Annotated in this window: 19 protein-coding genes; 11 read left to right on the top strand and 8 right to left on the bottom strand. The window is 39.8% G+C overall.

Annotated elements, in window-relative coordinates; all coding sequences use genetic code 11:
- The first annotated feature begins 10 nt into the window (after positions 1 to 10).
- From KO534_RS12975 to KO534_RS13020, 10 genes are all read left to right on the top strand, one after another.
- On the top strand, positions 11 to 1,801 hold the full coding sequence (locus KO534_RS12975; RefSeq protein ID WP_215930093.1) for a hydantoinase B/oxoprolinase family protein: 1,791 nt from the start codon (positions 11 to 13) through the stop codon (positions 1,799 to 1,801).
- A gap of 35 nt (positions 1,802 to 1,836) precedes the next feature.
- Entirely contained in the window at positions 1,837 to 2,613 is a 777-nt protein-coding gene (locus KO534_RS12980; RefSeq protein ID WP_215930094.1) for an SDR family oxidoreductase, read from the top strand.
- Positions 2,614 to 2,698: 85 nt separating this feature from the next.
- Positions 2,699 to 4,489, top strand: a complete 1,791-nt coding sequence (locus tag KO534_RS12985) for an acyl-CoA dehydrogenase C-terminal domain-containing protein (RefSeq protein WP_215930095.1) — start codon at positions 2,699 to 2,701, stop codon at positions 4,487 to 4,489.
- Positions 4,490 to 4,738: 249 nt separating this feature from the next.
- Positions 4,739 to 5,728: a hypothetical protein gene (locus KO534_RS12990; protein WP_215930096.1), complete on the top strand. Its 990-nt coding sequence runs from the start codon at positions 4,739 to 4,741 to the stop codon at positions 5,726 to 5,728.
- Positions 5,729 to 5,957: 229 nt separating this feature from the next.
- Positions 5,958 to 6,545 (top strand): Tll0287-like domain-containing protein, encoded by a 588-nt coding sequence (locus KO534_RS12995; RefSeq protein WP_215930097.1) that lies wholly within the window; start codon positions 5,958 to 5,960, stop codon positions 6,543 to 6,545.
- Positions 6,546 to 7,119: 574 nt separating this feature from the next.
- A complete protein-coding gene (locus tag KO534_RS13000; RefSeq protein WP_215930098.1) occupies positions 7,120 to 7,764 on the top strand; it encodes a peptidoglycan-binding protein in 645 nt (214 codons plus the stop codon).
- Positions 7,761 to 8,342 (top strand): peptidoglycan-binding domain-containing protein, encoded by a 582-nt coding sequence (locus KO534_RS13005; RefSeq protein WP_215930099.1) that lies wholly within the window; start codon positions 7,761 to 7,763, stop codon positions 8,340 to 8,342. Before KO534_RS13000 ends, KO534_RS13005 begins: the two co-directional genes overlap by 4 nt.
- Positions 8,343 to 8,344: 2 nt before the next feature.
- Positions 8,345 to 9,526, top strand: coding sequence for a hypothetical protein (locus KO534_RS13010; protein WP_215930100.1), 1,182 nt, complete (start codon positions 8,345 to 8,347; stop codon positions 9,524 to 9,526).
- Positions 9,527 to 9,556: 30 nt separating this feature from the next.
- Positions 9,557 to 10,423 (top strand): HEAT repeat domain-containing protein, encoded by an 867-nt coding sequence (locus KO534_RS13015; RefSeq protein ID WP_215930101.1) that lies wholly within the window; start codon positions 9,557 to 9,559, stop codon positions 10,421 to 10,423.
- A gap of 1,287 nt (positions 10,424 to 11,710) precedes the next feature.
- Positions 11,711 to 12,535 carry a hypothetical protein gene (locus KO534_RS13020; protein ID WP_215930102.1) on the top strand — a complete coding sequence of 275 codons (825 nt, stop codon included), beginning with the start codon at positions 11,711 to 11,713 and terminating at the stop codon, positions 12,533 to 12,535.
- A 5-nt stretch (positions 12,536 to 12,540) separates the two neighbouring features.
- Here KO534_RS13020 and KO534_RS23730 read toward each other — a convergent pair whose 3' ends face one another.
- The 3 genes from KO534_RS23730 to KO534_RS13035 form a co-directional block, all read right to left on the bottom strand.
- Complete coding sequence (locus KO534_RS23730; protein ID WP_215930149.1) at positions 12,541 to 13,053, bottom strand: IS30 family transposase; 513 nt, start codon at positions 13,051 to 13,053, stop codon at positions 12,541 to 12,543.
- 10 nt (positions 13,054 to 13,063) lie between these two features.
- Positions 13,064 to 13,519: a helix-turn-helix domain-containing protein gene (locus KO534_RS23735; protein WP_215930103.1), complete on the bottom strand. Its 456-nt coding sequence runs from the start codon at positions 13,517 to 13,519 to the stop codon at positions 13,064 to 13,066.
- Positions 13,520 to 13,681: 162 nt separating this feature from the next.
- Positions 13,682 to 14,290, bottom strand: coding sequence for a hypothetical protein (locus KO534_RS13035; protein WP_215930104.1), 609 nt, complete (start codon positions 14,288 to 14,290; stop codon positions 13,682 to 13,684).
- A gap of 581 nt (positions 14,291 to 14,871) precedes the next feature.
- Here KO534_RS13035 and KO534_RS13040 point away from each other — a divergent pair.
- Positions 14,872 to 16,224 (top strand): tyrosine-type recombinase/integrase, encoded by a 1,353-nt coding sequence (locus KO534_RS13040; RefSeq protein WP_215930105.1) that lies wholly within the window; start codon positions 14,872 to 14,874, stop codon positions 16,222 to 16,224.
- A 33-nt stretch (positions 16,225 to 16,257) separates the two neighbouring features.
- On the opposite strand, the gene KO534_RS13045 is transcribed toward KO534_RS13040, so the two are convergent.
- The 5 genes from KO534_RS13045 to KO534_RS13065 are packed head-to-tail and all read right to left on the bottom strand — an operon-like array spanning position 16,258 to position 23,486.
- Positions 16,258 to 16,854, bottom strand: a complete 597-nt coding sequence (locus tag KO534_RS13045; protein ID WP_215930106.1) for a methyltransferase domain-containing protein — start codon at positions 16,852 to 16,854, stop codon at positions 16,258 to 16,260.
- On the bottom strand, positions 16,847 to 17,704 hold the full coding sequence (locus tag KO534_RS13050) for a hypothetical protein (protein ID WP_215930107.1): 858 nt from the start codon (positions 17,702 to 17,704) through the stop codon (positions 16,847 to 16,849). The genes KO534_RS13045 and KO534_RS13050 overlap by 8 nt, the downstream gene beginning before the upstream one ends.
- Positions 17,705 to 18,559, bottom strand: a complete 855-nt coding sequence (locus KO534_RS13055) for a hypothetical protein (protein ID WP_215930108.1) — start codon at positions 18,557 to 18,559, stop codon at positions 17,705 to 17,707.
- Complete coding sequence (locus KO534_RS13060; RefSeq protein WP_215930109.1) at positions 18,552 to 19,739, bottom strand: phosphomethylpyrimidine synthase ThiC; 1,188 nt, start codon at positions 19,737 to 19,739, stop codon at positions 18,552 to 18,554. Before KO534_RS13060 ends, KO534_RS13055 begins: the two co-directional genes overlap by 8 nt.
- Positions 19,740 to 19,769: 30 nt before the next feature.
- Positions 19,770 to 23,486: a DEAD/DEAH box helicase family protein gene (locus tag KO534_RS13065; protein ID WP_215930110.1), complete on the bottom strand. Its 3,717-nt coding sequence runs from the start codon at positions 23,484 to 23,486 to the stop codon at positions 19,770 to 19,772.
- Between the last annotated feature and the right edge of the window lie 11 nt (positions 23,487 to 23,497).

Raw genomic sequence — 23,497 nt, forward strand, 5'->3', positions numbered from 1 at the left:
GGGAACAAATATGAGTTCTAATACTAAATCCTTGGCACCAAAAGTCACCCTCGATGGCTCGCAACTTTCTATTCTAAACACGCGTTTTGAAGGTGTTTCAAAGAAAATGAGCAATACCTTGTTACGAACAGGTCGTTCAGGGGTGCTTAATCGAGCTAGAGACTTCTCATGCTGCGTTGTCACCCACAATAACGAATTACTAAACGCGGTAGAAAGCTTACCCATACATGTTTTGAGTGGTCCAGATTTGATGGCAAAAACGATGATTGCATATCATCCAACATTGAAAAAGGGTGATGCGTTTTTGCATAACTCGCCGTACCACGGGTGTTCACATGCGGCTGATCACAGCATCTTAATGCCGGTAATAGATGATAAGGGGCTGCATCATTTCACTGTGGTTGCGAAAGCACATCAAGCAGATATTGGCAATTCCATTCCTACGACTTACTTTGGCGACGCGAAAGATGTGTATCAAGAAGGAGCGTTAATTTTTCCTGCGACCAAAGTGTTGGAAAACTATCACCCCATAGAGGACATAGTGCGCATGTGCAAAATGCGTATCCGTGTACCAGACCAATGGCATGGTGATTTTATGGCAATGATAGGCGCGGCGCGAATTGGTGAACAAGAAATTTTAAAACTCGCCGAAGAGTTCGGTTGGGATACATTACACGCCTTTGAGGAGCAATGGTTTAATTACAGTGAAACATTAATGGATGCTGCACTTAAGCAGCTTCCAGAAGGTTATTTTACCGCTACTAGCACTCATGACGCGATGGAAGGCACATTAGGAAATGAAGTGAAAATTCAGGCAGAAGTGAGTATTGACCCTTCTGAAGGGACTGTGAGCGTGGATTTAAGCGATAATCCCGATTGTTTACCATGTGGCCTAAATGTTAGTGAAGCCTGCGTGCGAACGTCAGCGATGATTGGCATTTTTAATAGTATAGATCACCAAGTTCCAAAAAATGCAGGCAGTTTCAGAAGAATACAATTGACCCTTAGGGAAAACTGCATAGTTGGGATCCCTAACCATCCTACAAGTTGCTCTGCTGCAACGACAAACGTCTCAGACAGAATTGCCAATGCGGTGCAGATTGCAATATCAGAAATTGCCGAAGGTTATGGTATGGCAGAAATTGGATCTAACTTGCCTCCGTCTAGAGGGGTGTTTTCCGGCATAGACCCTCGTACTTTTGGCGCCTTTATCAATCAGGTTTTTTTAGGTAGTTCAGGAGGTGGGGCGTCTCCTAATGCTGATGGTTGGTTCCACTATTCTCATGCCGGCAATGGTGGTATGGGGTTTATTGATAGTGTTGAACTCGCTGAGTTATACCAACCTATTATTGTCAATCATCGAGAAATCGTCAGAGATTCTGAAGGGGCTGGGCGTTACCGGGGCGCACCGAGTAAACGCATTGAATTTACTGCCATAAAGGGCGCACAAGTGGATGTGGCGTTTGTCACTGATGGCATTGACAACCCGCCGCAGGGGGCTGCCTATGGTGAGTCTTCCCAAGGCGCATCGCAATACTTAGTGGACAAACAAGGAGTTATTTCGACCCTAGGCAACAGCGAAGTGACGAATTTAACTTCAGAGTACACTTTAGTGTCTGTCACTTGTGGTGGTGGTGGCTACGGTAAAGCCACTAGTCGCGAGCCTAAGCGTGTCTTACTAGATGTTATTGAAGGTGTTGTTTCGTTGCAAAAAGCTAAAGATACCTATGCAGTTCACATTAGTGAGCAATTAAAACTGGATGAAATAGCTACCGAGCAATTAAGACGCAGCTATAGATAACAGACTGATAAAAAGTTAAGCAGAGAGAAAATAAAATGAATAACAAGACTTATTCCCCACAACGGGTGGTAGTCACAGCTGCGGGGGCTGGTATTGGACGAGCCATCGCGGAGGCATTTTACTATGAAGGGGCACGCGTACATATTTGTGATATTTCTAAGCAGTCTATTCAAAGTACGTTGGCTGACAACCCTAATATGAGTGGCGCTGTAGCTGATATTAGTAAATCAGCAGAAGTGGATAGAATGTTCAATAAAGTAATAGAGTCATTCGGTGGAATTGATGTGCTAGTCAACAATGCTGGAATTGGCGGTCCTAAAATTGCGATTGATGAATTGAGTGATAGTGATTGGGAACAAACTATTCAAGTTAATTTAAATGGTGCGTTTTATTGCATAAAGAGGGCCGCGAAATATATGAAGCAGCAAAACAGTGGCTGCATTATCAATATTTCTAGCGCCTCAACGCGAACGGGATTACCTCTCCGTTCTCCTTATGTGGCATCTAAAGTCGGATTAGAAGGGTTAACTAGAAACATTGCTAGAGAGCTAGGGCAATATAACATCAGTTGTAATGCCATTCTCCCTGGGGCGATTGATAATGAAAGGGGACACGCTTTAGTCGCCAAGTTAGCAAAAGAACGCAATTCAACCATTGAAGAAGCTGAAGCTAGACGTTTGTCATATATTTCAATGCGTAGACGCATTAACCCAACAGAAATCGGTAAGACCGCGGTATTTTTAGCAAACGAAGGTCGACATATATCAGGTCAAGAAATTGGTGTATGTGGTAATTCAGAGTGGGAAGAGTAGCACTGACCGAAGTGCCGTAATTTTAATTTACTACCCTAGAGCGTAGTTATTAGTTCTCTAGGAATTGGATCTTGAGTGAGGATTTATGACCATTGAATACAAAGCACCTATAGAAGACATGCAATTTATTTATAAGGATGTATTGAATATTGCAGGAGATAGTTCAATTGACAGTGATTCAGGTTTATCAAATGACTTAGTCGATATGATTTTATCTGAAATGGCCAAATTCAGCGAGCAGGTTGTCGCCCCCTTAAATGCTTCTGGAGACAGTGAAGGTTGTCAATTAAAGGATAAGCAAGTTACTACTCCTACAGGGTTTAAGCAAGCTTACCAAGATTTTGCCGACGGTGGTTGGGTCGGTATGACAGCAAGTGAGGAATATGGCGGTCAAGACTTGCCTCATTCATTATATGCCGCAGTAAATGAAATGGTAACTGCGGCTAATCCCGGATTTTCAATGTATACGGGAATGAATAAAGGTGCCATTTCTGCTCTTAAAATCTCTGGGAGCGAAGCACTGAAAGCTGCCTATATGCCAAAACTTGTCAGCGGACAATGGAATGCCACCATGAATTTAACCGAGGCTCATGCAGGAACTGATCTCGGGTTGCTGCGAACGAAAGCTAAGTTGCAACAAGATGGAAGTTACAAAATCGAAGGCTCCAAAATTTTCATTTCAGGGGGAGAACATGATCTTACCGATAACATCGTTCACTTGGTATTGGCTAGAACACCTGATTCACCCAAAGGGTCAAAAGGGATCAGTATCTTTATTGTTCCTAAATTTTTATCAAATGAAGATGGTTCCTTAGGTGAGAGGAATGCTGTGTATTGCACGGGTATAGAGAAAAAAATGGGATTAAAAGGCTCGGCAACTTGTTCTATGCAATTTGATGAAGCCACAGGATATTTAATCGGTAACGAAAATGAAGGATTGAAAATAATGTTCGCTATGATGAACATTATGCGTATTGCTGTTGGAGGACAAGGCGTAGCTTTGTCAGATGCTGCTTATCAAAATGCGAGCCTTTATAGTAAAGAGCGTTTACAAGGTCGAACACCTGGCTCCACATTAAGTGCTGATAAAGCAGAGCCAATTATTAAAATTCCTGATGTACGTAGAATGCTGATGTCCGCAAAATCTTTTACTGAGGCAGCTAGGACGTTCACGTTTTGGTTAGGTCATCAAATGGATATAGCCGAAAAATCTAAAAATAAAGAAGACGCCAAGGTTGCAGAACAACTTCTTGGTCTGCTTACGCCGGTATTGAAAGGTTTTCTTACCGAAACCGCAGAAAATGTCATTAGCATGTCTTTACAGTGTTTTGGAGGGCACGGTTATATTACAGAGACAGGAATTGAGCAGTATTATCGCGATGCGCGCATTTCTAAGATATATGAAGGCGCAACTGGGGTGCAGGCTTTAGATCTTATTGGGCGTAAAGTGCTTATGGATAAAGGTGCGGCACTTAAGGTCTTTATGCAAAAAGTTAAATCGCAATGTGAATATTGTAAAGAACATGAAGAATTACAATTTTTGGCTGATATTCTTAATGCCTCTCTCGTTGACTTAGAAGATGCGAGTAAATGGATCATGTCATCATATCCTAAGAATGGTCATATACTTGGAGCCGCTTCACATCATTATTTAATGTTGATGGGATTAACTACTACAGGTTACATGTGGGCGTTAATGGCATTAAAGGCAAAGCAAATGCTTGATAATAACCAAGGGAACAAAGACTTTTTACAGAGTAAAGTTGTTACCGCTAATTTTTATATGATGCACTATTTAGTTGATACATCTTCGTTGGTTAAAAAAATTAAATTAGGCAGTGAGATTGTTATGACTTTGGATGACACACAGATATAGTTTCGCTACCAATCTGTTATCATCGTTCCCCGATCAGGATTCAACGACACCTTTTGAAAAAGGTGTCGTTGAATAAGACCAAAACATCAAACAAAGCATAGAAGCAATCCAAGACACGCAACAAAATCACAAACAAGCTCTTTAAGAAAGTCTCCTAAATCAGTCTCGGGTAAGTCTCAAATTCTGCTGAAAAAGTTTTATTAAAGTATCTAAAACTTTGGCAGATAACTTTTGACGAGGGGTATTGTTATGATGCAAATTTCAAGTCAAGAGGCTCATGTTAATCATGAGTTCGAGCGTTCTCATGAACGTGAAATTATTGCGGTCAAAAATGTCAGTCAAACAGATGGTTCTACCGCGCAAAGCGAACAAACACAGTCGAGAACCACGGAAGATGGGGCTTATAGCCTTAGCTTATCGCCAGAACAAGAGGTTCAGAAAAGATCCATCGAAAATCTAAGTGGTAGAAAAATCACCATTTACAGCGAAAACCAACGTCTTAGTCAAACTTCTAGTAGTGAATTCAACACTTTCTCTTTTCGGCAGCAATTTAGCGGCCAAGAGACAAGGTTGCAGGGGCATTTTGTTAACGAAAACAGTGTGTTATCTGTTAGTGAAAGACTCTATGAATATGAGCGAATGGATTACAATACCACTTTGCAACTAGAGGATTCTCAAGGTGCAGTCACCTCGATGAGTCTTTCAATAAGCTACAGCAGAGAACTAAATATCGAACAGCAGTTAACTATGACCTCTGCCGAATTTACCGACCCGTTGGTGTTAAACATTGGCAATAAGCCGCAGTTATATGCCGAAGACAAACAGGCATTTGATCTGGACTCTGATGGACAAAAAGAGTTGATCCCAGAATTGGCATCGGGGGTTTGGTACTTAGCCTATGATCGAAATCAAAATGGTGTGATTGACAATGGAACAGAGCTTTTCGGCGCACAAACAGGTCAAGGTTTTAATGAATTAGCCGAGCTTGACGACAATAACAATGGATTGGTCGAAGCAGACGACGATTTATATAAAGAGCTTAGTCTATGGGACGGAAAAAACTCGCTGATGTCATTAGCCGATGGACGGATCCAAGCCATTTCACTTAATGCTGCCAACACTCCTTTCACCTTTACTGATGATTTTGGCAATGCTATCGCACAAATACGCCAAACCAGTGTATTTATAACCGACAACAATAGCCTAGGCGCAATACATCAGGTCGATATTGCTGTTTGAGGATTGATCAAATCACAGTTTGTATATTTAGATGCCTAGAAAAGACCTCGAAATCCAATCAAATGTCATAATTGACTTACCCTTGTCAAAACTGTCATTAACTTTACGGTGTGAAATATTAACCTCATAATTATCAGTTGTTTAGCTCTTTATTAATTAGGGCCCGACTTTTGCTTTGTATCAATTTTAATGATTTCTACTTCCCATTGCCTTAAAGAGTGATAATAAAATGCGAAAACTACTACTATTAACTTTGACATTCACGTCAATTAATCTCGGCTATGCACAACAAAAAGCTTCACAGCAAATAACTCCCCAACAGACAGAATCACAACTAACACTAGAAAAGGCTGCATTGATCAAAGTAAAGCAGTACTCAACAGAGCTAAAAGCCGCTCTGGTAGGAGCGATTCAACAAGGAGGACTGAAAAATGCAGTTGAGGTTTGCCAATTGCAAGCACCACAAATAGCTAAAGAATTATCGACCGATGGCTGGCAAATTAGCAGAACCAGTCTGAAGACTAGAAACGAAAACAATCAGCCCGATGCATGGGAAGCTGAAATGTTAGTGCAGCTTGATACAAAATATAAAGAGGTAGGCAAAAACCAACCGTTAACCGTTAGTAAAATAGACGAAAAGACATTTCGCTACATGCAAGCCATTCCCACAGGAGCTTTATGTTTGGGCTGTCACGGTCAATCGGTTGCCCCCGAGTTGCTCGAAAAAATTCAAAAACACTATCCAACCGACTTAGCGGTAGGTTTTACATTAGAAGATATTAGAGGCGCATTTACGTTGAGTAAAAATATGCAGTAATAAGGCATAAGAAATCTCTAAATCTAGCCATCAATTTATAACAATTTAATGCTGCGTTGTACCTTCTCCAATCAGGTTGGCAATCTAGTTTGAGTATTAAATGTACTAGGATTGAAGAATAAACTACTGGGTAGTGAGTGTTTAATTGTCCAGTGTTTGGTTTTGTCATGGTCGGTAGCGTTTAGGATAATGAATAGCAATAGTGCTTACTCATATATAATAGCGATAGGGGCGCAAGAAGTGTGGAGGTGGAATGATCTTGCATATGAGGTAGGCCAACGGTTCGGTAAGGTATTCAGAATAACTAGTGATAACATCTAACTGATTAGCCAGTCGTTATCTTGGAAGTCCTCTAATTTTACTATTAATTTTTTTGTAGAAGTTTTAGCTAATTTGTATTAGATCAAGGACATAGCGCTCTAAACATCAATCTTTATTAAACATTCAGCCTTTTTCAGGCTGTGTTGTCAGGCAATTATTAGTGTTTTCTGGTTATTGTTTTGTCACACAGTTGGTGAAATAATGAGCTATAATCGGTTGTTAGTTTAAGTTTGTAAAGGAGTGCCTACCGCTAATGCCCAATCACACTATCGCTACAGGTGAATGTTTGACAACAGTCGCCAAAAAGTATGGATTGCCTTGGACAAAAATTTGGGATCATGGCAGTAATGCTGCCCTTCGCAGCAAGCGCGAAGATCCAAATATATTACATCCTGGCGATAAACTATTTGTCCCAGATAAAGAACTAGATCCTCAAAGTTGTGCTACAGGTAGCAGACATTCGTTTAAGTTATTAGCTGGAGCTAGTAAATTACGTGTACGTTTGCGCGTTCGAGATGCAAAAGGTGAGATGCAAAACGTTAGCAGTAAGGACTTTGTTGTTGAGTTTGATAAAGGGGAGCCTGTAGCCGGGCAAACAGACGGTAATGGCTTGGTCAATGTGCCAATCCCTATTGGTGCGACATCAGGCAAAATTATCGTAGAAGAGTTGGCGTTGGAAATTCCTGTCGACTTAGGCTGCATAAACCCCTTAGAAGAAGTATCAGGTGCACAAGGTCGACTGAGAGCACTTGGCTATCCAGTTGGTCCCGTGGATGGCATTGTGGGTGACCTCACACGCAATGCCACTCGCGCATTTCAAGCTGATCACAAACTGTCAGTAGATGGCATTATAGGCCCTCAAACTCGGGCAGCATTAAAGGATTCTTACGGCTCATGAGTGAAGATAACACCACACCCGAACAAGAACTTGGTGTAGAAGAGGGTAGTCCCGACCCATCAGCTGCCGCTACCGCAGCCACCATACCTGTGCCGCGAGCAGCTTCAGGAACTGAAACCAGTAGCGCAGTTGTATTAATACAGCTAGAAATTTTCTTTCAGGTTTATCCAGGCACTTCAACCCAAGACGGCACTAATATAGGTATCGCTGACCAGCCCTATCAAATTACTTTTAGCAACGGTAATTCAAGCAATGGCCAAACCGATGCGGACGGTAAGATATTAATCACAGCACCACCTGGAGTGACTGCTCAATTGCGTATTTTTAATACTGATTATGATGTGACGGCTAGAGGCTCGTTGGAGCCTATTACCCAGTTGGCTGGCGTACAGCGTAGGTTGCAAATGGTTGGTTACGAATTAGGAGAACATGGTGTTGATGGCGCAATTGGCCAAAATACCGAACGAGCAGTGCTGGACCTGCAATATGACGCCGCCCTCAACATCGACGCACGCGGCTCGGTTGTTAACCAACAAACTCGAGATATGTTATCTGGCGCAGACTGGGCAAAGGAGTAAAAATGGCTTTTACCGAAGAAGTATATAAATCTCGTCGAATTGTACTTGTGCGTTTTGTTCGTGCTCGAACTGGACAGCCCAGTTATACCTATCCAGACCTCGACGACCGAGGTTGGTTGCATGATCCAGTTGGCACTAGGGGCGAAACTCCTGCATTAGTGCACGGACCTGTATTTGGTATGTCACAAGATAGAGAGGTAGTGATTAAGCTTGAGCGTTTACGTCTAGATGAGTCAGCAAGCGGCGGCCCCGATTTATTTGTTAAAAGCGAAGATGACACTATTGCCAGTATAATTGAGCCTGCTAATGGAGAACTTCCTGCTGATGGCACTTTTCGAATCAAAGGGGGGACTGGATCCTGGCGAGATAAGTTTTGTAAGATCACTGTTCACGTAGGTACAGTAGATGGCCCATTAATAGGTGAATGTGGTGTGCGTGTGTTTCAGCGCCGCACAGTTAGAGTTCATCCTTGGTTGCTTAACCTCAGAGGGAGTACTACTCCTGGTGGAGCAATGACTGCTGGTGTTTGCGCAACAACTCAAGCAAGGATTACAACCTTGTTTAGAACGGTAAATCGTATTTGGCGTCCTTGTGGTATCTATTTTCTTGTCGATGCTGCGGATACCTCTGGATCAGTCAACATGTTTGGTAACCCCGGTGAAATTACTGAAAATTCAGGAGCTGCAGCGAGAAACCATCCCAATGGCACGGTTTTTTCAGCAGGAGCTGATGATTCAAATCCTGTACACCGAAACAATAGACAAGCTAATCGATGCAATATTTGGTGGGTTAGACGGATCAGAGATCTGACTCCCGGTGCCGGTACAACCATGGCGTGGGCGATGGATAACACTGCAGACACTGGTGGTGTAAGTCAAAGCGGCATAGTGATGACCGATGCCGCTGATGCCAATGATTTGGCCCATGAATTGGGCCATTATCTCAGCTTAGATCACTCTGATGAGCCTGCGGCAGGGGCGGGCGGAAGATCTCGTAGCGATATTCAAGTATTGCGACGCTTGATGTATCGGTTTAACCCTCATGGACGTACCGGTTACCGTAGTAATGTAGGTTATGGTTCTGGGATGCGAGGTGCACTAATCACTATGCGTGATAAACCCAAACACTTTCGCGATGACGAATGGTTTGAAGCACGACGCCGCGCTATACAGGGGCCATATTAATGAGCCCTTTAACTCGGAGTAGAGCAGATTATGTCTGAATTTGAACCCAAAGACGATTTGATTGAAGACGAAGATGACGAAGTTATCTCTGAAGCGCCTACACATTTTAATGACCAACAGAAAATGCTGTGGTCATTAATGCTCTCAGATACAGCAGAAGCCGCGAGGATGGTAAAAATTATGGAAGCAGATGGGATCGAGGTAATTAGAGAGGCAAGCAACACCAACTCACCTTTACAGGTTGCTGCGGCGGTTGATACCGCATCGACTATTGCCGAGCCTATGCGTACCAGTTTGCTGGTGGAATTGTTAAACCATAGAACCCTTGATGTTCGCTTAGACTCTATTTCTCAGCTAGAAACGAGTACAGGCCCTAACGGAATCGACTTATTGCGCCAATTTTTAGCAAGTGGAGAAGACGCCAGTTTACGGGGGCGTGTTGCATTGTTACTAGGTCGCAGTAACAACGCAGGGTTAATCGAGGATATTAAGGCAGCCTACGAAAAAACAACGTCACCAGAAGTACATGAAAATTATGATCTGGCTATGGCGCGTTTAGGTAATCAAGATGCTTTACAACGTGTCAATGCACGACTTAACACTGATGTACCTTTAGAGAAACTTATTGCCATTCGAAATTTCATCTATGTGGCGTCTCCACTAGCATTGAGAGCGTTGACGCCTGTGCTTGAGGATAAATCCCTGATACTTAATTTGCGACCCGCACATTCAAACTTTGAAAACTGGTTACGCGCATGCGATATTGTTGTCGAGGTAATAGCAATCGTGTCTCCAGGTGCGCTAACGTTTAATCCGATAGCTGATCCTAGAGGTCAGCTAACCGATGAGCAGATCCAAGAAGCAAGGGAGTATTTAATTCACGTAGGTGTGCGATAGAAGATTATGCATGATTTAGTTTCTGTCGCTTTCACGCTAAATGTAGCAACTTAGATATATAATTGTTTATTTCTAGAGGAGAGTCCACACACCCTTAAAATATGAGTTGGCAGTTATAAACCTATTTTTTCTAAAAAGCTTAATCACCAATATTATTCAGCAAGTAATGTTCTATACCTTAGGTTGTATTGAAATAATCAAGTGTAGCTAAAAATGATCTCGTATCCATAACCAATTAAGGAGAAGAATCATTGCGATTACCTGACTTGATCGCGACAACTTTTTATCAAGACAGCCATGATTAAAATGGAAATATAAGTTGCTCAGGTTCCAATTGGAAGTGCACCACCTAGCTTTGAAAGACAAAACAATGAATTTTTATCTAAAGCAATATAACTAACTTATCCTGCACACTTAATAATATTAAAAAATGGACAACTAGATTGGCGAGTCTTTATTCTTAAAAAATGCTGAATTCCGATCCGTGAGATAGATAAATTTGTAATGTTGTAAGGGAGTAGCTATGAAGGTTATTAAAAATGGTGGCCCTTCCCTGACTCGAACAGTGGACCTGACGATGATAAGGCAAGGAGAGAGTCTAAAATTTACCGTCTAAGTTCAATAAAAATATAATTTTTTTCCGGTGTTGAATACCGTGCAGTGCATAACCGAACCTACACCGAACTTTTTCCGAATTGAATTTTTATTGGTAAGTGTTTTGGTGGGGAAGGGGGCAGCGAAAAGCTGGAAACCTGCAAATCTGGAATGCTGTAAACTTCGAAAAGGAAGCTAATCGTTCAGCCGTAAGTTTCTAAGCTATGTGGGTTAGCTGCATATAATTTGAGGTTAGTCACTGGCAGGAATCGTCACCAAAGCTCGTTTGGTAGTGACAGTTGTTGGGCTAATTTGTGCCCTCTGCAGAATCTTACAAAGACTAGGGTGACTGGCTCCTATGAGCCTAAAAGCAGCCAGTCAGAAGGGACAGAATCAAATAAAGTATCGATGCTATCTGGAATCTCAATGCAAGTGGAAGATTAAACTTAAAGTGGACCTGCGTTAACAACCAGTTTGTCGACCAGAAATTCAGCAAAATCAATGCATGTTGAATAGATAGGTGTTCTTCTTATTCACACTATAGATACTCTCAAGGTTGTTAGTTAGCAATATACAAGGTGTTACAGTTTTAGTAAGTCTGTGTGTATATTTCTGTTTTTTTTGATGCAACACTTACTTTTTCAAACTTGCTTGTGTGCATATCACTAGCAACTGAAATAACTAAGTGTACAAATGTCATATCATAAAAAAGTTATCTTTACTCTTGCAGTAATCCTGAGCCTTTATATAGGTCAAATTGACCATGCTTTTGCAGAGACGCTTAAAGTAGCCAAACACAATAATGTTTTACTCCATTGGGGGGCAGTATTACTGTTGTATGCCCACATTGGTGGAGGCATTATAGGTGTGCTTTCGGGTACAACTGCGAGTATCGTGCCCAAAGGTAAGACACTTCATCGCAAGGCGGGTAAAGTGTTCTATTTGGCTATGTTTATTTGTTACTTGATTGGGGCAATTGTTGCGCCATTTTTAGAGTCGGGGCAAAGGACAAATTTCGTAGCTGGTGTTTTGGCATTATACCTCTTAACCAGCGGTGTCTCGGCAGCTCAACGTCGTGATTTTTACGCTGGCATTGGCGAAAAAATAGGTTTAGTCGTTGCACTAACTATTACTGTGATCGGTTTATATTTCATGTACTTAGCAAGCATTAGTCCTACTGGCACTATTGATGATTCACCACCGCAAGCGTTTGTACTATTTGTCGTTGCGGGCTCTCTGGCTCTTATTGGCGAGGTGAGAGTGCTCATCGGTAAAACGCTCTCTAGCGCCCAACGTACAATCCGACATCTTTGGCGTATGTGTTTTTCATTTTTCATCGCCAGTGGTTCTCTTTTCTTCGGGCAGCCGGGGGTTTTTCCTGATTGGTTCAATGCGTCATTTCTGCCTTTGCTATTGGGCTTTTTCCCATTTTTAGTATTATTGATTTTTTTGGGTAAAGAGATAATAAAAAGCCGTGAAGAATTACCTAGACACCCAACGAATCGATGGAATCAGTGAAAGACTCAGATTCTAATTGGAAGTGTACCACTTAGTTCATTATAGACTTCATTTGGAGTTTTGAAGCCTACGCATTTTCTTGGTCGATCATTGAGTGATTTTTCTACTTTTTCAAGTTGGTATTGAGTCACATTGTGGAAGTTTGTTCTTTTAGGATAATACCTTCTGATTAGGCTATTTACTTGCTCTAAAGCGCCTTTTTCCCAACTGTGGTAAGGCTCACAGAAATAAGATTTATTATTCAATTTTGCTTCTACTTTTTTAAATCCTGTATTCCCAGTGCCATTGTCGTAAGTAATAGATAAACAAAAATTAGTAGGGTAAATGGATAACTGTTTGCAGATTGCATTGGATGTAATTATGGCCTTTTTAGATGTTAGCTTTGTGATGTGAGTTAATCTAGATACTCGTTCAAGCAAAACATTTAAAGCGCACTTTTTATCGCTTGATTCAATTGAGTCACTTTCCCAATGTCCATAACTTGACCTGTAGTTAATGTCACTTGGTTGTTCTAAAATACTGGTACGTCTACCCCAAACCGTTTGCGTTTCTTATGTTGTCTTGGCAAATAGACGATAAGGGATGGATTTTCTTTGTATATGTATTGGTAAATCGCTTCATGAGACAAGTTGGGTAGCGCGTCTCATTGAGCTTTATCCGGCCAGCGATAATCTCAGGCGTCCAACCTAATTCGAGCTTGTCAGTAACATACTGCTGAGTCTCAATGGACTTGAGCTTGATACGCTTAGCCCGTTCTTTCATTCGTTGCCCATAATAAAACTGAGCAGGATGAGGATAATAAGTTGGAACATAATAATAATATCTATTACGCCTTATCTCTCGGCTAATGGTCGCATGTGATCGGTTGAGTAATCGAGCTACCTCGCGTATCGGCTTCTTCTGGTATTGATACCACTCAAATAAACGACAGCGTTCAAATTTAGATAGATTAGAATAATGGATACAGATGGTGCACCTCCGCAACTAATAGGTTAGTAAAGGTGGTGCACTTCTACTTTGAAGCTGGGGCAACAATTTGGGACTTTATTGTTTTGGTGTCTAGGTAGTGTTCGTGCTATTTTTTTAAATAGATGTCTACTTTAGATTCCCCCAGTCTCGAAGCTTTCAGACTTTAATTCTAGTAAATCACAAGTTTTTTAGTCTTCTTGAAGCGCCAAGTGCAGTTAAACCGAATGCAAGTAAACTCAAGGTAAAAGGCGCTGGTATATCATTTATTTGATCTAAGACAATATTATCTATACTGAATCCACCAACATTGTAGCTTGCAGAATTTAATGAAGAAAAAGTTACGGACACAAGGTTAGTGAAGCCAATAATTGAGTAGAAGTCAAAAGACTGATCAATATCAACTGTTGTAAAGATAGTGCCGCCCCCATCGAGCATGCCATTTATTGTTAACCCGTTAATTTCATTTATGTTAGCAGTGGCTGCGTCTAGACCAAAAATACTGAACACTCCGCCTCCTACTTGAGTCATTGTAACGCTAGCGGTTCCAGTATTGCTATCTCCAGCAGCAACCAAATTGCTTGTTCCATTTGATGTTCCATCAGGATGGAAAGCTAAATCGGCTGGCCCAATCCACCAACCCGATGCGGAAAAGTTCCAATCAAAACCATCAGCTACAATCATTCCATTAAAATTATCAGATGTTACTGATTCAAAGTCGATTATTGTTGCATTTGCTGATCCGCTCATTATTAAAAGTGCGGCTAAAGTTGATATCACCTTATTCATATTCGTTTCCCTTTCCCTTTCCTTTCATAATATTTACATTGCAAAGTGTGTTCACAATTCAAAAAAGGCAATTTTACCTTCTACGTTCACCCAAGCAGATTATGTGCCATGTGCTAAGTGCATGATTTTATTATTTATTAAAAATGGTACAAACGGAATTGTAAAATAAGTTGACATATTTAGGAAAAATAAAGATTTATGGATAAAGGAGCTATTTTTACATAATTGTTGTTAGAGATTCACTCTTCAGCGTCTATCTCTCGCATAGCCATCTAAATCGACATATGTAGCAAAACATAGTATCCAGCCCAAAAATCTATAAGTCGGTGGGTGTGGATGTAACTCGATGATTTGTATGAGGAAAATGGTGGCCCTTCCCTGACTCGAACAGGGGACCTGACGATTATGAGTTGATCGCTCCTGTAGTTGGTGAAAATTTATGTCAATTGATTGAATTGTATTAACCCTCATTTATAAAGGCATTAAAGCTGTATTTTGGTTGCTTGGTATATTTTGTTATTTCCAAAAGTTGATGGTGTTTGATATATTGTGTAGCACAATTGTAGCACGGATATGTGTCAATGCCTGATAACAGTGGTAATAAATTTTCATTCACAAAAACAAAGATCAAGGCGTTGAAGCCTGAGAAAAAGCGTAAAACATATCGGCATGAAGATCTTAAGGGTTTTATTTTAGAAGTCTCACCTACTGGCACTAAGACGTTTAGGGTTTACAAGAGAGTCAAAGGGCAAAGCTCTCCTGTAAAAGTTACCTTAGGAACGTTTCCTGATTTATCGGTTGAAAAAGCTAAAGAGAAGGCTTTAGAAGCGTTAGGACAGATCGCGCAGGGTATCAATCCGAATGTTCAGCGAACAGTTGAAGCCATAAGTAAAACAACATTAATGGAAGCATACGTCAGCTATAAAAACTCAAAAACCCTTGAAGATGTAACTACCCGAGGCTATGACCAGTGCATTAATACATATATACCTGACTGGCATGACAAGTCACTTTCGCAAATATCCGAAGAAGATATAAAAACGCGACATATCTCAGTTTCTGAACGATCTGAGGCGCAAGCCGATTATTGTATGAGAGTCGTCCGAGCTGTTTATAATTATGCCATGCACGAATTTAAAGCGTCTGACAGTAGTTATCTGATTAAAGAAAATCCTGTTGATATACTTAAACATCAAAGACGTTGGAACAATGTTTCAAGAAAACAATCAAGACTGACCAAGTCAGAAATATTGAAGCTTTACAAAGCCCTCTCAAAACTTCGAGCTGATAATGCAACCGATGAATTTATGCTTGCTGTTTGCGATTTTGTTGAGTTTGGACTGTTTACAGGATTGCGGAAGACGAATTTGCTTCAATTAGAGTGGAGTCGAGTCAATTTAGAGGATAATTTTTTTTACATAAGTAAAACAAAAAATGGTGACCCTTTGGAATTGCCGATTAGTGATCACTTGATGCTTATTTTACAAAGGAGGCGCAAGGCAACAGACAACAATTATGTTTTTCAAGCTGATAATGAGCATGGGTATGTTCGAGAGCCGAGAAAGTGTATAGATAAAATTTGTGAATTAGCGGGGCTAGATTTTAATATGCATGATCTTCGAAGAACGTTCACAAGTATTGCTGAATTGCAGAAAGTTGGGCCATACGCGTTAAAGAGACTGTTGAATCATAGAACTGCACGAAGTGATGTGACAGGGGGATACACTGTTTTTACTGCCGAAGAATTACGTGTTCCTTCTGAAGAAGTTCAAAATGCAATTCTTCATTCAATGGGACTTCCTCTTTATGGTCAAAGTATTGAAGTGCGTTTGCAAAACTTGGTCAGTACTTTAAGCAAAACTGAAAAAAAGAAGGCACTAAATATATTAGAAGATGAGTTTGGTAAAGAGTATTATACTGAAACTGCAAAGTAGTTGTTGGACCTCCAAAACTTATTTAACGTTAGTTTATACTTTAACACCGGCGACATACCAGCACTTATATCCCTCTTTTCCGCTTTCAAATAAATATTGTATTTTCAAATTTTTGAAAGATTGAATAATTTCATTTTTTCCCCAAAAACAGTGAATCTGCCCTGATTCATTTCCGGATTCACATAAGTAGCTATCCTTTGATATTTTCAGTCCTTGCCTAAATTTACTATCTTTTTTACTGTGTAAGTTAAAAATAATGGTTGTTCCATCTTGGACAGAATCGATCATCCTTACAATTAGATCATTAGCAGTTTTCTTTTCAAAATGGTGGAAAAGTCCATTGCTAAAAACCAAATCGTAAGTCGAAAGTTCTGGAAACGAGTGCCTAATATCGCCTTTATAAAAGTGGTTCACAGATGTATCGTAATCAACCAAATCATAGCCGTCTATTATTTTTGAATACTTCGAAAGCAAACTTAAGTGTCTCCCTTTCCCACAGCCTATATCAATACTATGATTGTAAAACTTATCTAACGTTGATAATAAGCTTTCGTATTCTTTTTGATGGGTTTGATAATCAGAATTTAACTGATAGAAACTCTGCCAATCATATTCAAGCGGGTTAGACACTTTCGGACACCCAAAAATTCAAATTGAATCCTTTGCCAGATATTTTTTCTCTTGAGCCTTCTATATCTTTATGGACCAATAAAAAGACCTCAGTTAACTCAACTCCAAAATTAGACAAATAGCTTCTAGCCTCATCAAGGTGAGGTCCGAGCATTAAAAAATCTGCAATGAAAATCGCTTTAGATAGTTTTTTATCGCTAAAGGTAAAGCTTTTTCTATCTTCTGAAACTTCTTGACCATGTAATATAATGTCCGAATGTTTATCGTGAGTTATTGACTTAACATAAATTAATGGAAGGTTCATTCTAGATGAAACCTCATACCCTAAAAATGGGGCTGCATTTTCGTGTACTACAATACAATCAAACTCAACAGGACTATCTGAAGAAATACAACTAATCAATCGTTTACTGATTAGTTTTTCAATAAAATTTGCTAGCTGCTTATTTATTTCTGGATTAAATGTCAGTCCCTGTAAATCAGTATATTGTTTAAGGTGGTAACTGTTGGTATCCGTAACCCAAGCCATATTCGATTTGAATGTTCTTTCCTTAACTAGCTTTTTTATAGTCTTAATTATTTCCTTATCTTCGAGACTAGACTCTTTCTTAGATAGATAGGCTAATGTCAAAGATCTCATATTGGAAATGTAAAAGGCAGGGGTGATATTGAGCTTGAAGAATAACTCCTTGATGTCGTTAGCTTCATTTTTCTCAAGTTTGTCTTTAATTTTTTTTGGCAGCAACCCTACTGATTTCAAAACAAGAATTACAGTTCCAAGTGTGAGTGTTATCCAAATTATTGACTCTAAAAACGATACTATAATTTGCGTTACGTTGTTAGTCTCCATTCATTTTTTCCTTGCAAATCCGTAGTTGAATAGGTTTTGAAAATAGTTGATTTGCGGATTGCTTTCTTGATAGTAATACTTTAAGAATTTATCCATAGTTTCAACAGATATAATATTTGATTTCCCACAATTTATTAAACGCAGTCTTTGCTCTTTAGTGAAGAACAATGTTTGATTTGTCTTTTTGATAGCCTGTTTAATAATTTTAACTGAAGTGTCTAGTTCCATGCTATTTGAAGTATTGGCGTTCAAATTCCTTTTTGCTTCTAATAATTGATTATTAATATTAGGCTCATCTAATTTTATTTTTAATCCTTTCATTAAAATTAGCGCAAGCTTGATTGCCAAATAAGTGGAGACATCTAAATTATTGTAATTCGAGTTAAAAATAGCGTATTGAATTAAACCTTTATCAAGAATCTCCCCCGCGGGAAATTTACAGTGTTTAGCGGAAGAAGTAAGCAGTCGAATATCGAATTTTCCATAAAGAAGTTTTGCACTTTCGAAAGGGACTAGATTCTTTCTAGCAAGTAAATCATTTGGAGTTGTTTCGCGTATGTCGACATGAAATAGAGGACTGAATGGGAAGAATTTCTTACCTATTTCAGTACTAATCTGCTCTAATTTAGATTGACCGATATGTATATCTGAGACTACAACAACCTCAATATCGCTTAATGTTAGGAAGCGTGATTTTGGATTTAATGAAAAGTCGCCGGTAACAGCTGATCCAAATGCTATTACTGCAAAATCCTTTCCATACTTGACGGATAACGCAACTATAATATCTTCATAGATTACTCTCAATTCATCTATTCGCGGGCTTAAGAACTCAAGATTAATTTCTTCAGACATGATTTTTTATTTTCTGTGTCAAAATTAAAGGGCATTGAGCACCGCAACGAGAGCATCCTTTACCTACTCTTTCGCGCTGAACTTCATCGAACAGTCCTGAATCGACAACACAACTTTGCTTTTCAGCTCGCTGATCGTAGATGTTTTTCTCGAAAATGGATTTATAGATGGGAAATTTAGCAATATTGACTGAGTGAGCAACAATTTTAGCTGTTTTCAACCCCTCAACAATAGAATCGATATTTGGAACTTTACCAGTATGTTCTTCTCTTGTAACAGAGTTGATTACGTGACAACCACCTTTGTGGGCCAAGTAAGAAGCCCCGATAGCATTGGTTATATGATCAAAACCAGCTGCCATATCGGTTGTAATAGGCCCAAGTGCCATCATAGGGACTCCAACATCTTTAATAATTTGAGAATAAGTGTCCAATTGGTTAAGGTCTGCATGACCTAGACACTCAAAGAAGACAGTGCCGCCAAGACTCTTAATTTTTTGTATATATTGCGTCTGAAGAGCTATTTCTTTTAAATGGACATCATCCAGAGCATCATTATTAGAAGAGGGCCTAAATGAACTACCAACGCTAATTGCTACGCCGTAAGACTTACACATTTCCACAAATTCAGGAAGTATACGCTCAAATGGGTTACTACAATTATGTAGTAATGTGTGCTTCAATAATATTCCGCCGCCTCTGCTAGTAATAGGGGTTTTCCTTGTACTTGAAGCGATTCTTGCTAAATCTAAATTAGCAGTGGGATGAATAGTAAAGAAAGAAACCCCTTTTGAAGCTAGTAGCTCACTATGTTTAAGCAATGCCCTATCATACTCCTTTGGAGTAAATTTTGATGGAACTCTATAATGCGGTAAAGTTCCAATTGGACCGTTGAAACTCTCTAGTAAACAATCCACAACGGAATAATCATCAGTAATTGTCAAATCCATGATTATGTCCGGAGACTCTCGTTTTAAGCTAGTTAAGGTTGATACTTTTTCTAATTCAATATCAATTTTTTTATTGTCAGAAACACCAATACTCACGTTCACTTTAACTAAGCAAGAATCGCCAATTAACGTGGGTGATTTGTTTCGTGAGTTAAGTCTGACAGCTTGCCCATTAGAAATAAGCCGTTCGGCTTCCTCTTTTTCCAATAACTGTAAGTCAATTTCGTTCATACATTCCTCACATCGTAAACATACTTGTTTCTAATTTGTTATGATACCCAACAAATCTGCCGGCTTAGACATAAGTGCCGGTGTATTCTCTACCAAAAGCAACTGTTCAGTCGTTAATACTGTAGTGGATACTTTCGCAACTCCATCTTTAGTTGTTTTTACTAAAAGTAGGCTGCCGAACTGCGCGGCTACATCAGAAATATCTTTTGTCGAATTTAAAAACGCCGCAGCAGCTTCAGCATTGTTCTTGTTCACTTCGGACTGTAGCTTCTCAATCGTCGCCAGTTCTATCGCTTTTTTACCTTTTTCAAAAAGCTCTTGTGCTTCGCTAGAGTTTTTGGCTCTAGTCAAAAGCTCAATACCCTTGCGCCACCATGATCCTTTTACGAATTCACCATTATTTACAACACTAAACCCAATTGATTTAGCAAACTGAGTGTATGCCTCAACAACGGCAAATCCTTCACTGAAAGTTCCGGTGCTGAGGTAAATTGAACCAGATAGTTCGGCACTCTTGAGTAATTCAGACGTCTCATCTTCCGATATAATCGGTTTAATTAAACGAGAAAGTATTTTCTCTATATATCTGGCTTTGTCTTCCTTTTGAAACAATACATGATGATTTTCAAAGTTTAGGTCTGAGGAGCTGCCAGATGCCCACCAGTTGATCTCGCGTTGGTAAGTATTAGACACAATAAAAGACTCTAACCGAACATCAGCATCACCCAATCTAGCTTCTATATCTTTGACAGTTTTATGGAAGCGTATTTTAGGATCATCAAATCCATGAATACGTGATAAGCCTTTGGGATCAATGAATGCAACGTATTGTTTGCCTCCAATGATTAACCAAACTATAAAGTCAGGATAAAAATTACCTGCTTCGAAAAAACCAACTCCTTTTCCTTTGCTTTGATTTCTCAAAACATAAAGTTCTTTGTCATCAAAGAACGATTGGTTCTTTTCAAAGTAGTGCTTCAAGTCCGTAATAAAATCTCGCTCTCCATCATTTAACGGAACAGGTGAGATCTTGACCACTTCGTTATTCTTGAAGTGAATCAATGGCTCATATTGGTGCCTGCTGAAGTCAAAAGCAGTTAAGTTACCAAATGACCAATTGTCGGTAAATGAGCCATTAGTGAGCTTTTGCTTAAGCTCTTGAATCTTGTCTATCCAGACTTGCTCACTCCTGTCGATGGTAGCCTTATACTCATCGAAGAAGTTTTGATCAGCCTCGGTGACTTCATAGTATTCAAGATTTGGCGATTCGTATTGCTGCTTACGGAAGTTATAGTAACGTTCTGCGTATTTTTTCAGTAAGGATGTTGCAATTTCTTGCCACATCTTCATTCGCTCAAAATTGGTTATTTTTAACAAATCTTCAGGTATTAAAAGTCTATACCAACTGGGATCTTGGAATAGGGTTTTGATTTGATGTCTGTCTAACTGAAGGTTGTACCAAGCTTTTTCATTCTTGTACTGAGCTAGTTCAAAGTACATTTCGTCAAAATTCAAAAATGCTAAGTGTTGCGCTTGTAAAATGCCTTCGTGTAGCTGAACATCTAATGCAATTGCAGCTTGGCCTGTTGAGCGTTTAGCTTGAATACGTGGATACCAGTTTAATGTTACACGACCAAACATCTCTTCTGGTTGTTTTTCCAACCATGGTTTTTGTGCTTTTTTAAATGGTGGGATGTCGTTCTTTAGGCGGATTAATTTTAAGTCATTTCGCGATAAGCGTTTTATAACAGGCAACGTAATTACTTCGGTGGTAGTTTCGCCCACACCTTCCTCTTCAAGGTAATCTTCAAATTCTTTCATGTAGTCAGAACGAATACCAAACACATTAAGTGTTTCTAAAAGAGGAATGTGTGGTGGGTGCTTAATACCGTGAATAGCACTACTGCGCTTCAAGCTAAATTCATAGCCTTTTAGTCGCACACCACGGCCAAACAACTGGATGATTTCTGAGCCTTCTGCACGGCCCACGTTCATTAAACCCATAGTGCTTACACGCCATGAACTCCAGCCTTCAGTGAACTTCTTTGCCCCAAGCAATAGATTGACTGGAGAGCCTTTTTTATTAATTCCCTGAAACAGTGACGTAGCAAAATTTTGTTCTGTAACAATAGTATTTGTAAGGTTAGCTTCTTCGCATAAGGTAACGAGTTTAGATGCATCACCTACATTAACTACACCAAACCAATTATTCTCACCAACTCTCAGACCAATTTCACCGACACCGCTTTTTAAATGTACAATGTGCAGCATCCCTTTGGCATCGGCATTGAATACTTGTTTTAGTACATCACTAAATACCAAGTTAGCATCTTCGCCATGCCATAACGTATGTAAGTATGAAAATGCCCCTGAGAAGATAGAGCGCCCAGAGCCATCTCGTAAGTCATCTTGCTGCTTAAGAAACAACTCTATAAAGTGAGTTGATTCGTTTTCTCTATTTTGCAAAAAGCGAGCGACGAATTGAATGATGGCTTGTATATCCGATACAGTTTCAGCATTAGCCTCGTTTTTAGCTGTTACTTTACCACCAACAAAGATCCATAATGGATCAGCTAACAAATACTCTGCAATAGATGTTTGTTTATCTGCGTATAGTTTCTTTTGCTGGTAAAAATTCAGAATGCAGCCTGTTAAATAAAGTTGTTTCTGCTCTTCAGTCCAAACGTCACTCAGGTTGAGAATAAAGTGGTCTTTACCATAACCATCTCCATGAAAGAATCGGTATGAATAATCAAACAAAATGCATTTTGCATATTGCTGGATAAGGCGATATTTATTCGACGATGGTCTACTACCTGTAGGGGAAGTGTCGGCTCCGTTGGCAGCTCTAATCGCTTGACCAAAGGTTGCCGAATATTCAAACGAAAAGCCCTGCTCACAGAGCATATTTCGCTTATTCATCCAGTCCTCACCTCCTGTGCCCCGGTGACCTTCATCCACAAGAACTAAATTATTTGACTCGAAAGACTCTACTGCAACAGTTTTTCCATCGCCTTTCTTGCCAACATTTTCCTGTAATTGCAGTTTGTGGATATCAATGATCTGGGTGGAAGACTGGGTTAAAAGGTTACCGCCACCTTTAACAAATAAATCTGAATCAATGTCAGACAAATCCATCTCATCTTTGTGCTGCAACGACAAGCCTTCATTGGGTGTCAGTAAAATAGAGCGATTGAATTCATTGCGTTTACCTGACTTATTTAAATAATGATGAAACTGTAGAATATTGCAGTGCATTATGAGTGTTTTACCACCACCGGTCGCAATCCAAATAGCAAGCTTATTCAACTCGCTTTCTTTGAAAGGCTCAACCCGATGTTTTTCTGGCAAAGGCCTATTAAATTCAACTAAGTAATGGTTCAATTCAACACATAGCTCAGCTTTATCAGTGAAATATCGGTTTAGGTAGTGCTCAGTGAATAGTAGAGAGAGGTACTGGAAGTATAATGGATACAGCGTATTTCCAGAATGATTGCGCCTGCTTGTAATACGTTTCCAATAACTAACAATATGGTCGTCATACTGACGAAGCAAATCATTCGGAACTTTGCGGGCTTCTTCTGGTATCCATGTAATTAACTCATTTAAATATTTGGTAGTGTTGTCTTCCTCAAAACCGATTAGGTTGTCAGATGACAGGCTTTTACCCATCATCTCGATGCTTTCCTGACCAAATTGCGCCAGCATCCAACTGCCAAGTACTAACTTATTTTCGAAACGTGCCATGTTAATGCCCC

Source organism: Paraglaciecola arctica (assembly GCF_018861065.1).
Classification (GTDB): domain Bacteria; phylum Pseudomonadota; class Gammaproteobacteria; order Enterobacterales; family Alteromonadaceae; genus Paraglaciecola; species Paraglaciecola arctica_B.